General features: G+C 61.9%; 13 protein-coding genes. 5 read left to right on the forward strand and 8 right to left on the reverse strand.

Going from position 1 to position 13,340, the window contains the following annotated elements; all coding sequences use genetic code 11:
• Positions 1 to 38: 38 nt before the first annotated feature.
• From ACSQ2W_RS13145 to ACSQ2W_RS13180, 8 genes are all read right to left on the reverse strand, one after another.
• Positions 39 to 1,481: a DUF1254 domain-containing protein gene (locus tag ACSQ2W_RS13145; RefSeq protein ID WP_436086636.1), complete on the reverse strand. Its 1,443-nt coding sequence runs from the start codon at positions 1,479 to 1,481 to the stop codon at positions 39 to 41.
• Between the two features lie 144 nt (positions 1,482 to 1,625).
• On the reverse strand, positions 1,626 to 2,381 hold the full coding sequence (locus tag ACSQ2W_RS13150; protein WP_436087777.1) for a transporter: 756 nt from the start codon (positions 2,379 to 2,381) through the stop codon (positions 1,626 to 1,628).
• A 187-nt stretch (positions 2,382 to 2,568) separates the two neighbouring features.
• Positions 2,569 to 4,371, reverse strand: coding sequence for an adenylate cyclase (locus tag ACSQ2W_RS13155; protein ID WP_436086637.1), 1,803 nt, complete (start codon positions 4,369 to 4,371; stop codon positions 2,569 to 2,571).
• A 277-nt stretch (positions 4,372 to 4,648) separates the two neighbouring features.
• Positions 4,649 to 5,419, reverse strand: a complete 771-nt coding sequence (locus tag ACSQ2W_RS13160) for a DUF4239 domain-containing protein (protein WP_436086638.1) — start codon at positions 5,417 to 5,419, stop codon at positions 4,649 to 4,651.
• Between the two features lie 14 nt (positions 5,420 to 5,433).
• Positions 5,434 to 6,747 carry an alpha/beta hydrolase gene (locus ACSQ2W_RS13165; RefSeq protein ID WP_436086639.1) on the reverse strand — a complete coding sequence of 438 codons (1,314 nt, stop codon included), beginning with the start codon at positions 6,745 to 6,747 and terminating at the stop codon, positions 5,434 to 5,436.
• An 81-nt stretch (positions 6,748 to 6,828) separates the two neighbouring features.
• On the reverse strand, positions 6,829 to 7,212 hold the full coding sequence (locus tag ACSQ2W_RS13170; protein ID WP_436086640.1) for a hypothetical protein: 384 nt from the start codon (positions 7,210 to 7,212) through the stop codon (positions 6,829 to 6,831).
• 105 nt (positions 7,213 to 7,317) lie between these two features.
• A complete protein-coding gene (locus ACSQ2W_RS13175; RefSeq protein WP_436086641.1) occupies positions 7,318 to 8,334 on the reverse strand; it encodes an Lnb N-terminal periplasmic domain-containing protein in 1,017 nt (338 codons plus the stop codon).
• 55 nt (positions 8,335 to 8,389) lie between these two features.
• Complete coding sequence (locus ACSQ2W_RS13180; RefSeq protein ID WP_436086642.1) at positions 8,390 to 8,656, reverse strand: hypothetical protein; 267 nt, start codon at positions 8,654 to 8,656, stop codon at positions 8,390 to 8,392.
• A gap of 168 nt (positions 8,657 to 8,824) precedes the next feature.
• Here ACSQ2W_RS13180 and ACSQ2W_RS13185 point away from each other — a divergent pair, with 168 nt between their 5' ends.
• The 5 genes from ACSQ2W_RS13185 (at position 8,825) to ACSQ2W_RS13205 (ending at position 13,225) form a co-directional block, all read left to right on the forward strand.
• Positions 8,825 to 9,163 carry a DUF2147 domain-containing protein gene (locus ACSQ2W_RS13185; protein ID WP_436086643.1) on the forward strand — a complete coding sequence of 113 codons (339 nt, stop codon included), beginning with the start codon at positions 8,825 to 8,827 and terminating at the stop codon, positions 9,161 to 9,163.
• A 115-nt stretch (positions 9,164 to 9,278) separates the two neighbouring features.
• Complete coding sequence (locus ACSQ2W_RS13190; protein WP_436086644.1) at positions 9,279 to 10,055, forward strand: hypothetical protein; 777 nt, start codon at positions 9,279 to 9,281, stop codon at positions 10,053 to 10,055.
• Between the two features lie 140 nt (positions 10,056 to 10,195).
• Positions 10,196 to 10,618, forward strand: a complete 423-nt coding sequence (locus ACSQ2W_RS13195; protein ID WP_436086645.1) for a cysteine rich repeat-containing protein — start codon at positions 10,196 to 10,198, stop codon at positions 10,616 to 10,618.
• 24 nt (positions 10,619 to 10,642) lie between these two features.
• Positions 10,643 to 11,212, forward strand: coding sequence for an OmpA family protein (locus tag ACSQ2W_RS13200; RefSeq protein WP_436086646.1), 570 nt, complete (start codon positions 10,643 to 10,645; stop codon positions 11,210 to 11,212).
• Between the two features lie 399 nt (positions 11,213 to 11,611).
• A complete protein-coding gene (locus tag ACSQ2W_RS13205) occupies positions 11,612 to 13,225 on the forward strand; it encodes a DUF1254 domain-containing protein (RefSeq protein ID WP_436086647.1) in 1,614 nt (537 codons plus the stop codon).
• The last annotated feature ends 115 nt before the right edge of the window (positions 13,226 to 13,340 follow it).

Below are 13,340 nucleotides of genomic sequence, written 5' to 3' on the forward strand. Positions count from 1 at the left end.
AGCGAGCTTGCGTAGGAGAGGCGGGATACGAGCGTCTTCTATGACACCCGTTTCACACCCGGCGGCTGCCATGTCCCTTCGCCCGCCGGCAAGATCGAGGGTTGCGTAGGCTTCGGCCAATACAGGCGCATCACGAGATAGATTTTGTCATCCGGGGCCGGAAGCCAGTTTGCTTCCTTGTCCGCACCGGGACTGTCCTTCTGGATGTATAGCGTCAGCGAACCGTCCGCGTCCTTTTTCATCGCCGGTAGCATCGGAGAGTTGATGAGGTAGCGATTGATCGGGTTCTTGACCAGGAACTGGCTCTTGCCGTCATACATTGTAACGGACCAGAACGCGTTCACTGGCGGCAACTGGCCGGGTGCGAAGGTGATGGTGTACTTGTGCTTGCTGCCGTCGAGCGGCTCACCGGTCGCGTCCGTTCGGGTATAAGGGTACATGGCTTCCACGGCATCGTTGCCAAGGAGACCGCCCTTGGCAGCCCCGGCCCGCATCACCCAATCGCCGTTGAAGAAGGCCTCGTCGCCGAAGAACGAGCCGACGTTCCAGCCGTTGATGTCCTTGTTTCCGTTGGCCAGCCATTTGTCGACCTTGTCGTTGCCTTGCTTCATCGCCACCAGGATTGCGGCTTTGTGTTCGAGCGACAGATCCTTGAACTCGAAGGTCTTGCCGGGACCGATGCCGATCTTCCCAAGTTTTGCCCGGATCGCCTTGTCCCTCGACGTCTCAGGGACGAATTGCAGGGCCGCGTCGAGATACTGGAAGAAGTTTTTCTTGATCCCGGCAGTGGTGGCAGGAAGGAACTCGATCGTCGGCGCAGCGTGCGGTGCAGGTTGATTGAGGAAGGCGGAAAGCGCTTGCGCCTTGTAGCCGGCCTGGATTTTCTCGACGTTCGGCATGTCGTCGGGGTTGAAGAGTTGGGTGCGGATAAGCGCAAGCGGGAACGGCGTCGTCGATCGGAAGACCTGCTTGATTCCGGTGGGCGTTTCACCTTTCCAGTCGGGGCCGACCACAAGATAGTCGCCGGACTCGGTCCCCGTGGCGCGGCTTCCAACGTAGCCGAAATTGTAGGTGTTGCCGTCGATGAGCTGGACCGAATAGTAGCGGTCCTTTTCGATCGCCGGCACCGAGACAACCATCGGTTCAGCGCGCAGATCCAGCCAGATGAACGAGTAAGGCGTGTCGCTGTTCGGCGTGATGACCGCCGTGTCATCCGGGGTCGAAACCTTGTGCTCGTTTTGGATTTCGTTGAACGGTGCCTTGAACTGTCCCGAGTTCCTATCCACGGCGAACTCTTGCATGACGGCATAGTTCATCACAAGCGGCAAGCCGTAGATGAAGCCTTCTTCGGCGATGTCCTTGGCCTCCAGCAGGCTTGGCCATTCGGTTTTGTCCTGTGCGGCGGCGGTGGTGGACTTCGCCGTTGCGGCGACGAGTGCGGCCATCGCAGCAGAGCGAAGCAGATCGCGTTTCGTAAGCATTTGAACGTCCCTTCGATTCACAGCGTGCAATCATGCACGCAAGGGTAGCAGGAGAAATTATGAGACGCGGACACCGATCGAACAGCACCGAACGAGCCTTAGTCATGTGAGTACGCCCTCGATGTCTGTTCGCGTGTTGTGAGCCTACTTCGGAAACAGGAACGTCAGCCCGAGCCGGACGCCAAGCCCCTCGGGACCGTTATCGGGAGCCGCCGCCCAGTATCGAAGCCCGGCGGTCAGGCTGATCGGCTGCTCGTTCACCTTCACCAGCTTGGAGACGGTCAGATTGATGGGCACCGACCATTCATTCGCCTTCCAGTCGTAGGTGGATTCGGTGTTCAGCGCGAACGTCCAGGCGGTCGGTGTCGTGTAAGAGAGAAAGGGCTGCAAGAACGTGTTGCTGATGTCGTTGCGATCCTCATTGCCCGCGAACGACCAGATGTGGTTGGCGAGCACGCCATAGGTCCAGGGGCCGTCCTGCTTCAGCGCGACGATGGTCGGACCTGCGCCCCATTTCTCGCCGCCCAACAAATCGTTGGTCGCGGTCGGGATCAGGAACACGGGACCGGCACCCCAGATTATCCCGCTCTCGGTCGGCTTGGCAGGAGACAGGAAGAAACTTTGGACGGTATCGCCGAGACCGAACTGCGATCCGGATGGCCCGGCGATGTCGTCCTGGTAGGTCACGGGCAGGATCGTGCGGGAGATCAGGTTCCAGTCGGCGTTCAGCGAGATTGGGATCACGGGCTGGATGTTCAGCGTAGTCTTGTCGCCATCGAGCGGGCCATAGCCGTGGTCATAGTTCAACTGGAAGGGGACGCTGATGAGCGAGGCGATGGGGTTCGAAAGCTTCTTGGCCAGATCGGCGCTGGAATCCTGGCCGTAGGCGGCGGCCGCCATGCCGAACGTCACCGCGACAGCGAGCGTCAGGGTTGCCTTTCGCAGCAGGGTCGATGCGGTCATTGCCATTGCACTGGTCTCCATCTGATGCCGAGGTGGCGGTGGGTCAAAGTGGAACCACCTCATGCGCCGGGAGAGTGACGGAAACGGCCGGAAAAGAAACGTATGTTACTGTAGCATACGGCGTTCACCGGCCGTCTGGGGCGTAGGAAATCCTGAACTGGGCTTCGACATCCGTCGCGCTTGGCACTGGCAGCCCGGCCCGTCGAAGCGCTGCGATCATCCGCATGCTGTCATTCGGCGGCAGGTTTCTCTTGCGGTTCTCGGCGACGATATTGGGAAGATAGTCCGGGCGCATTTTCATGAACACCTCGCCCTCGCGCTTCGCCTCTGCTAACAGCCCGGCCTCGGAGTAGATGACCGCCGCAACGCCGTGGAAGAGCGGAAATTTCTTCAGGTCGGCTTTGCGGATCAGCCGCACCGCCTTGTCATGATCGTGGAGCATGCAGGCGATCAGGGCGCGCGTCCCGAAGTAATATCCGGCTCCGCCGGGGTTGAGCTTGATCGCACGATCCAGCAGTTCCGCGCCACGCTGCCATTGCCCCGAGAACGCGACGCGCGTTCCAAGCTCTCCGAGGAACTCCGTGTCGTTCGGGTTGGCGGCGAGCGCTTCCTCGCCGACCTCGAACGCCTCCTTCGTCTCGTTGTTGAAGAACAGAGCCGTCATGAGCGCCTGCAGGGCGCGTGTGTTGCCGGGTTCGAGCGAGACCGCTCGGCGCGCCGAATCGAGCACGCGCTCCATCGCGGGACCCTTGTCACTCTGCGGATTGAACTCGAACCGTCCTTCGTCGAGATGGATGATCGAGAGCATCGACCAAGCCGTTGCGTAGGCAGGGAAACGCGCCACCGCGCTCTCAAGGCAGTCGCGGGCGATCAGATGCGCTTCCGGGTTCAGCTCCTCGCGGTAGGCGTAGAAGCGCAGCGTGCAGTCATGGACGCCAACATCGTCCGGCGGCGGGTTGGCCGCCAATGATTTCGCGATGATGCCATAAGGCTGGGCGATGGCGGTCGCCACCTTGCTGGCGACGTCGGACTGGATGGCGAATGGTTCGTGCGTGTCCAGAACCTCGTCGTAGTCTTGCGACCACAGGATCGATCCGTCGGAGGTATCGACGAGGCGCACGGTGACGCGGACCTTGCCGCCCGCAACGCGGACCCCGCCTGCGAGGAGGTAGCGCGCGCCGAGGCCGTCCCGCACCTGCGATGCCCCGATGCCGGGGGGCAGTGCCTTCGATGTCTCGCGGCCGAAGACCGTGATCTCCTTGAAGCGGGGAAGGGCGGTGAGAAGCTCCTCGGTCAGACCGGCGGCATAGCGTGCAGCCTGCGGGCCGTCGCCCAGTGCCGCGAAGGGTGCGATCACGAGCGTCGGCTCGTGCGGAATCTGCCCGGCGGACCGACCGGTGGCTGGCCCCGTCAGAACGCCCGCGTAATAGCCGAGCCCGACGCAGAGGAACGACACGAACATGGCCAGCACCGGCCAGCCGAAACGCCGCCACCCGAACGCCTGGCGTGCGATGAGATCTTCGTTCGGCTCGTCGTCGGTGTCGTCCGTCGGCGCGTCATTCCAGGTGAACGTCGGCACGTAGCCGCCCTTGGGGATGTCGATGCGGATCGGATCGTTCTGCCCTGCAATGAGATAGTAGCGTTCGATGACCCGGCGCAGCCGTCCGGCCTCGATCCGAACGACGGGATCGTCCTGAGAAAAGCCTGCGCTTCTGTGGAACACTTCGATGGCGACCGAATACGCCTTGAGACGGTGCGCCCGGCCTGCGAGCGCTTCCTCGGTGACATATTTCAGGAAGGCAGCGCCGCGTCCGCCGCTGGGAAACTCGCGGCTGGAAAGGATCCGCTCCAGCTGCGCCCTGACCTCCTCATGGGTCGGACAGGGGCGCTCTGGCCGCTCATCCGGCGGCGACACCGAGGTCTGCATTGTGCATTTCCCCCACCTGTCACAGAATACGCGTGACGGTTACTGCTTGTATTGAAAGCCCCTTTTGCAACCTACCTCTCGAAGAGCATTTCGTCCACAGTTGAACGATGCTTTTCGCAGCCGGGAGGTGTTGTGTTGCAGCGTCAGAACCCTGCGGGGAACGATACCGCACTGTACGGTGTAAGGGCGACCCGTGACGTCGCCGGAGCGCCCCGATCTTTCGGTGTGTGTCCCGTCAGCCATTCCTGCCATTTCGAGAATCCAACAACCATCGAGGTTAGCGCAACTGTCGAGAGGCAATGTGCTCAAGCGCTGCCCGCAGCGGCTCATCCGAGACATGGATAACGCCGAGATACGGATGCGCCATGTCGATGACAAGGAAGATCGCTGCTGCCACCGACAGCGAGCAGACCAGCATGACGCCGATCACGGTCGGATTGGCCGGAGCCTGGAGCCCGAAGGTCAGGAACAGCCACGCGAGCCAGAAGACGAGGATCACGAGAAACGCGGTCGGCAACCCTTCCGAACTGCTTTCGACGAGCATCCAGTGGGCTTCGGCCAGAAGGCCGCTGATATCGAGCGCGCGAGCCTGAAGCAGGCGCTGCGGCCCGGTCGCCGGAACCAGGTTGCGAAGTTCGCCCTGTACGGGCTCGATGCCCTGGTTTTCATCATATGGTTCGCTGGCCGCCTGCTCGGCCGCGGTGCCCCATCCCTGAACCAGTCGGTTCTCGACGAGACGATGGAGCCGGCTGCGCGCATCCGCCGTCTCCGGACCATAGTGCGCCATCACCTGGTCAAGCAGCAACAAGCGGGCAGCGGAGGTCCGCAGTTCGGCTTCGGCGTTGTTGTAGACGTTGTTCGCCGAGGCGATCAGCAGCCCGAGGGCGAGGGCAGACAACGTGGCGACGACCGCCGTCGACAGGCGGATCACGTCCTTGGATTCGGCATCCAGGTGATGGGCTGGCAGGCGGTCACGGACCAGGATGCCGACAAGCGCGGCCCCGAACAGGCAGATGAAGACGAGCGTGCCAAGGGCGATCGAACTCAAGCGGACGCCTCCTGTTATCGCTGCTTTCGGCACGCCGGGTCGGTCGGCGTTGCTGCGCAGTTCTTGACCGCAATCTTCTGCCTTCCGCTGACTTGTCCGGTCAGGCCGCCGACATGATTGGCGTAGTTGCCGCGCGTATCCGCGTCAAGCACCGCGACGGGGGCGGTCAGCACGAGACCCGCGGCACTTCCGGCGGCAGCGGCCACGTCCGTTGTTCCGGCCAGGATGGTGTCGCCGAGACCGACCCGGCTGTCCGTCAGCGTCTGCCCTTCGGATAGCCGCGCGCCGATGAGCTGGACGACTTCCGGCGATTCTGCGAACTTGCTGTGATTGAGATCGTCGCTGACCTTGATTTTCGTGAGGTCGATCACCGAGACCTTGTAGTCGGCGAGTTCAGCCTTGTACGGTGCGGTTTCAGGATCGATCGACCCCAGGCGCGGGATGTTGCCCCAGACCCGCCGCGAGAAGGCAAGTGCCTTGTCGTCACGCGAGACGAACAGCGTGAACTGCGGATGCGGGTCGCCCATGTCCTCGATCTGCGAGCGGAAGACATCGACATCCACATCAGGGGCCGCAAGCATCACATTTTTGAACTTCGCCGGAAGACCGTCATTGCGGATCGCCATCTGCCGGAGCGCTTCCAGCGCCAGCCAGTTACCCATCGAGTGGGCCAGAACGTTGACTTCCTTCACCTCTCCGTCTTTGGCGAGATACTGGAACAGCGTTTCAAGGGCGTTGCGCGTGTAGTTGGTGCTCTCGCGGTCATAGCCGTAGGCCAGCAGGCTGCCGCGCGATGGCCAGGTCACAAGGATCGGCGTGCTGCGGACATTGGAATCGTGGACGATCTGGGCGAAGCGGTAGACGCTGTCTTCGAAGCGGTTGTTGAAGCCGTGGATGAAGACCAGGACGCTGTGGTCGGGGTTCCTTCTAACCGAGGCGTTCAGCCAGCCTTTCGCGCTATCGAGACTGAGATCGTCGGCCTTCAGCGTGGCGAAGTCGGTTTCCGGATTTGAAGGCAGCTTCTTTGGCCAGGCGACGTCACCCTCCTTGCGGACCCTGGGCAGTGAAACTCTCATCTCGGCGAAGGACGGCGTCCTGGCGCGCTCGCCCGTGAACATCTGGCCGGGGACGGTCGATCGGGCGCGCGTCGTCGCGACCAGCATGTCGACGCGGCTGGTCTCCGGCACGGTGTCCGCAACGGGGGTCAGCACGTCTTTCGGGTGTCCGCCACAACCAGCGAGTACGACCAGCGCAAGGCATGGAAGAAGTCGCCGGATACGACCAGCAGTCGATGAGTTAAACAAGCTCAAAACCTTCCCCCTAAGCATTCCGACATCGATGCGCGGTCACACGCCCCGGAGGCAGACAGTAGCTTGTCAATGCGACAGACACTTGTGTTGTTCGCGGTGTTATCGCGGACAGACATCCCAGAAACCTGTCTTCTTGGTGCTGTCGGTATAATACCAGCACATGCCGGACTGCGGCGGCGTGCCGGCGACCGAGGCCGCCGCCGCGCCGGCGATGAAGCCGATGGCAGCTCCCGCCGCAATCGCACCGCCCGCGGGCCAATAACGGCGAGGGTTCACGACGACGACGCCACGCATGACGGGCGGCCGACGGACTGCGACAGCACCGCGACTGCCGACGGCTGCACATCCTCTGGCTCCGCAGCCAGCCACCGCACGGCGGGCTTCGGCCGGGGTCGGAGCGAGCATTGGTGCGGCCACCATCGTCAGGAGGGCCGTGGCCGTCGCGAGTTTCTGAAAGTGCTGAATGAGCTTGTTGAGCTTCATGAGTTCCGTCCTGGTTGAGGGCGTAGGTGAAACTGCGCCTCGCGGATTTCTGACAGGGCGCACCATACCTCCATCAACGCGATTTCCTCCGTATGTTACTGTAGGTTACGGCGTCGCGACGGCGGCCGGGGAGGGCACGCCGAGACGAATTGCCTTCGAGAAGTCGGGCGATAATCCATCCGCCCGCGCCCGCTCGTCGATTTTGGAAATCTCTCGCAACCGGGCGAGCGGCATCGATGTGTCGATGGCTCCCCGGTCATAGGCGTAGTCGGGAAGATAGCCGTTGACGATCAGCCGCCAGTCGAACGGCACCTTATCTCCGGCGACACGCATCAGCTTGGCGACGGTCGTCGTGCAGTTCGACGTGATCGAGTTGTAGAACTGCGGCGTCTGGGCAAGGGCGTTGGCCTCGGCGACGTATTCGAGTAGCAGATTTCGTGCCTGCTCCGGACTGGCTCTCAGCCGATAGATTTGGACGTCCTCGCGACGCACGTTGGAGCGGACGCCGACAACGTCGCGTTCGTCCGCGGCAAGGATCACCAATGGGTCGTTCTTGAAGAGATCGGCAAGGGGAGAAAACGCGCCACCCTCCTTGTGGCGTACCTCGATCGACCAGGCCAGTTGCTCGCCGCCTTCGAAGCCGAAGCTGAAGATGACATGGGCGATCTTCGGCCCCGCCCAGTAGGACATGAACAGGTCGACGGTCTTCACCTTGCCCACATCGTAGGTCCGCGTCGTCCAGCGCTCCGTGAAGTCGGAATTGCTTCGCCACCCGAAGTCCCGGACATCCGTCAAGGTCAGCGAATTTCCGTCGACACGACCCGTGACCTGCCGGGCGACATCCGGTGCCCATGCAGCGTTCGCTTCCGGCTTGATCGAGCTCCACCAGAAGAGAACCAGGGCGAAGATGACAGCGAATGAAAGGATGGCTCTCATGCGCAACCGGCTGGCAAGCGCCGCTACGGTGAAGAGACCGAAGACGAGGAAGACGCCAGCGGCAATTGCCCGTCCGGCATCAGGCAGGGACAGCCGATACCAGAGGGCCAGGGAACCCCAGGCTGTCGAAGCCGCCACGATCAGGGCGACCGCGAAGATGAGGATGATCGCCATCAGTCGAAGCATGTCTGGTCCTTCTTTGTAGCAACCGCAGTGCCGCGATGATGCGGAGATCGCGCGTTCAACGGGCGACAGGGAATGGCACGACCTTGGCGAGGTCCAGCATGATGTGGATTTCCTTGCCGAGGCCATCCATGAGTTCGAGCGCCTCGGCGTAACGGTCGTCTCGTTCCGGAGCCGTAGACGAGTCCCAGTTCCGCACGAGACGATCCGCGATGGAAAAGTCGTTGCACAGTTCTCGGAAACTTTCATTGCGGGAGGCAAGCGCGTCGATCTCATGCGCCTGCTCGGGAAACCTGCGCTTGGCGAACTCCGTGTCGTATTTCATTCCATCGCCTCCCGGACATCCGCGCAGTCGTCATGAACATGACACAGAATCCGGCCGACACCATGTAGGTTACAGTAACATACGGCGAGTTTCTTGCGGTCGGCGGGGGATGTGTGGTCCATTCGGGACATCGGTCCGTCGATGGGCCAACCATGCGAGGACGTTGCCATGAAACCCATTCTGATCTCCGCCATAGCGCTGCTGATATCGACCGGACTGGCGAGCGCAGCCGAGCCGATCGTCGGAAACTGGAAGACGACGCTCGGCGACACCGCCGCGATCGAGCCGTGCGGCGGCGGCTTCTGCATCACGCTGAAGAGCGGCAGGCATGCCGGCGAGAAGATCGGCGCGTTCGAAGGCGACGGCGGCAGCTATTCCGGCAAGATCACCGATCCCGACGCGAAGAAGACCTACAACGGCACCATCAGCGTCTCCGGCGACACGGTCACCCTCAAGGGCTGCGTGATGAAGGTCGTCTGCGAGTCGCAGAAATGGTCGCGCCAGTAGTCCGCGGGAATAGATGATACGGTAACATACGGGCATTTCTGCCGGGATAGGCTATTCTTGCGCCGGGAATCAATTCCGGCAATTGCCGGAGCCACGGAGATCGGGGACTGCTGGCATGATTGAAATGAAAAGCGCTTATTGCGGGTTGGCTCTGGCTCTCGCAGCGGCACCTGCGGCCGCAGCCGACATGTCGGAGCCTCGACCGGTCGTCGTCGACAGCGGCTGGACGTACCAGGTCACGCTCGACGGCTGGCTGGCGGGATTGAATGGCGACATCGGCGTCCGCGGCCTTCCCGCCGCGGCGGTCGACGTCTCGCCGCTGGACGTACTCGAGGATCTGGACGGTGTGTTCGCCGGATCGTTTCAAGCGGTCGGTGATAGCTGGCTGCTCTATTCCGACTTCATGTGGGCCAAGATTTCGACCGACGCCGATGTCGGCCCATTCGGCGGAACCGCTGACTTCGAACAGACGCAGATCGTGGCGACAGCGCTTGTCGGCTACGAGCTCCCGGTCGACGTCGAGAACATGCAGCTCTACGCGACGGGCGGCCTTCGCTACCAGCACAACAGGGTGGAACTCGACATCGATCCCGTGTTCTTCCCGGCGGTCAGTCGCAGCGGTTCGCAAAGCTGGGTCGATCCGATCGTCGGCCTTACCATGCATTATGACATCAACGACAAATGGTTCGTGGACGTCATGGCCGATGTCGGCGGCTTCGGCGTCGCCTCGGACATCACGCTGCAGGGAACCGCGACGGTCGGCTATAACTGGACCGAAACGATCGCTACGTCTTTCGGCTACAAGGCGCTCTACACCGACTACACGGACGGCGGCTTCCGCTATGACGCGACCCAGCACGGCATCTTCACGCGACTGGCGGTGAAGTTCTAGCCGAAACCCGGCTGCGGCGCGTTGAACGCCGTATGCTACGGCCGATGTAACCGTAACATACTTCCCTTTGCGCCCTGAAAGCGCAACGGATGACTGCGGGGAACGTCCCCGAAGATCAACCGTTCACGATGGGGGTTAGCATGTCGACGAGAACCAGACTGATAGGAGGAGCGCTGGTCGCGTTCCTCGCACTGACGGGCGCGGCCCGCGCCGACACGATCAGCTTCGCCGACGCGGTGAGCACGCTCGCCACCGACTGCGGATCCGACATCAAGAAGTTCTGCAAGGGCCTGAACCTCGGAAACGGCCGCATCCAGAACTGCCTCGAGGAACATAGCGGGAAAGATTCGCCGACGTGCACGGCGACGCTGTCGAGCGTGTCGGCATCCATCAAGCAACGTCTCGCCGCACAGTCGTCGTTCACCGCGATCTGCAAGCATGACGTCGCCCAGTTCTGCAGCGGCGTGAAAGGCGAGGGCAATGTCCTCTCCTGCCTGAACAAGGCGAAGCGCGTGAAGGAAGGCCAGTGCGGCCAGGTCATCACAGATGCCGGATGGCGTTGAACGATGTTGAAGGGAAACAGGATCATGAAGAGCTTTCGACTTGGAACGATGTTTGCCGCCGGACTGCTGCTGGCACCCGGTCTTTCATTCTCGCAGGAACTGAGCGGCGCGCAGCTGGTGCGCACGCTCGACCGAGTGGAGCGGGCGGCTCCCGCCATCGACATCGCGGTGCTTGTGGAGGAAGCGGCGGCGAGTGCAGGCAAGGGCGTCGCTGCGCTTCCTGACTGGCAGAAACTTTCGAAGCTGTCGCAGCTCATCGTCGAGATCGACTTCGAGAACGACTCCATCGCCATCGAACCGAAATCCTATCGCACCGTCGGCCTGATCGCCGACGCCCTGCATCATCCGAACCTGCGGCGCTACAAGTTCCTCGTCGTCGGACACACGAGCTCAACGGGCGAAGCCAAGCACAATCTGGACCTCAGCCAGAAGCGGGCGAACGCGATTACGGAGGCGCTGTCGACGACGTTCGCCATCGCGCCCCACCGGCTGTTCGCGATCGGCGTCGGAGAGGAATGGCCCGTCGATCCGGCCAATCCGAAAGCGGCCGACAATCGGCGCGTCCAGCTCGTGAACCTCGGTCTTGTGAAATAGCAGACAGGCTATCTCGTGCCTCCGGACAAGTCGGCGCATCGCGGACGAAAGATGAGAATGGCGGCGATATCTGCCGCCGCCGTGCTCATCTCCTTACATGCTCGTCTGCTACCTGGTGATGCCGGAGCTCTGGATCTTACGGTGACCGGAGCATAGTTGCCGGATCTGAAGCTGGCGCTCGACAACGCCGCGGTCGTGCCTGTCAGGCGGCCCACGCCCTTCACCGTCAGCCGTGCGCAGTCTGCCTTGCAACGCCGTATGTTACAGTAACATACTTGCTCTTTTTGGGTTCCAGCCCACAGTCGCGCCTGGGGTCCTGTCACGATCCATTCCGGCATGCCGATGATCTGCCATCAGCGCCAGTGCGCGCGTTACACCAACCAAACGGGAGACGATACCATGAGGCACCTATCCGGACTTCTCGCATCCGTTGCCGCCTGCGCAATGCTGTCGGTACCAGCCATCGGGCAGACCGCCTCTGAGATCCCGCCGATGCTGATCACCCCGGACAAGGTCGAGTCTCGCATCGGTACGCTCGAGTTCAAGGACGGCGTACCAAGCAAAGCGACGGCCGAGAAACTCTACGACAACCTCGACTTCACCTACGCCTACCGTGCGTTCATGGACAACATGCGAGGCGTCAGCATCGCCTCGCTGCGCCGGGGCATGATGAGCATCGGCATGAAGGACAACGAAGTCATCGTTTTCGAAGAGTTGATGGATGCCAAGTCGTTGTTCCTGACCGCGAACGCCGATACGATCTACGTCATGGGCTTTCTCGATCTCACCAAGGGGCCGGTGGTTCTGGAAACGCCGCCCGACTTTCTTGGCACGGTGCAGGATGCATGGTTCCGCTGGCTGGTTGACATTGGCGCGCCCGGCCCCGATCGCGGGCAAGGTGGCAAATATCTGATCGTGGGACCCGACTACACCGGACCACTGCCGGCGGGAGGGTTCTTTGTCGCGCGCTCCCGGACCAATACCATCCTCTGGTTTGGCCGATCATTTCTCGCAAATCGCAGCGATCCCAAGCCGGCGGTCGAAACGATCAAAAAGTTCACCAAGGTCTACCCGTACGAAGTCGGCGGTGTTGGCACTCCTGTCGCCGACTTCCTGGCTGGGAAGGTGAAGCTCGGCAAGATCACTTCTCCTCCGCCGACGGTGTTTCACAACGGAAGCGGCAAGGTGATGAACACCCTTCCGCCGAACGATCGGAGCTTCTACGAGATGCTCAACGAGATCGTACAAACGGAACCGGCCACTTCGCTCGACCCCGAGCTGATGGGTCCGGTCGCGGCCATCGGCATCGTCAAGGGCAAGCCCTTCGCGCCCGACGAGCGGATGAAGAAGATCATGACCGAAGCACTCTCGGTCGCCAATGCAACTTCGCGCACCCTGTTCATGAGTTCGCGCGATCCGAGCTGGTTCTATTATCCCAACTCAGCCTGGATGAACTACTTGTTCCAGACCGGCTACGAGTTCGAGACGCCGATTCCAGAAATAACGCCCGAGGGTGTCAAGCCATATCCAGCCACCGGCTATCGCACCATGGATGCGCGCACCAATTTCTTCTACGGCGTCACCGGCATCACGCCCGGCATGGCGATGCGCCTGACCGGGATCGGGTCGCAGTATCTGTTTGCCATGACGGATGCCGACAAGAACTTCTTTGACGGTGCCAAGACCTACAAGGTGACGCTGCCGAAGGGCATTCCGGAAGAGAATTTCTGGTCGTTCACGCTCTACGACAACATGACCCGCTCGATGCTCGACACGCCGCAGCGGTATCCGCGCGCCGGCAGCCAGAGCTTTCCGTCGCCCGCCGCTGAGGCCGCCGCAGACGGCACCACGACCATCTACTTCGGCCCGACCCAACCCGATGGCGTCGCACGGGGAAACTGGATCCAGACCGACCCCAAAAAGGGCTGGTTTACGCTCCTGCGCCTCTACAGCCCGCTTGAGCCGTTCTTCACCAAGGCGTGGCGGCCGAGCGAGATCGAACTCGTGCCATGACGACGCAGGCAGTTCGGGTGTTGTCCGGCAACTCGACGTGGCTGGTGGAGGTTTCCTGCGGCTCGGCATGACGCGAGCTATATCGCCAGACCAAGATGGGGGCGTTGAGCGCCAA

This window comes from Pararhizobium sp. LjRoot255 (genome assembly GCF_964252905.1).
GTDB lineage: Bacteria > Pseudomonadota > Alphaproteobacteria > Rhizobiales > Rhizobiaceae > Pararhizobium.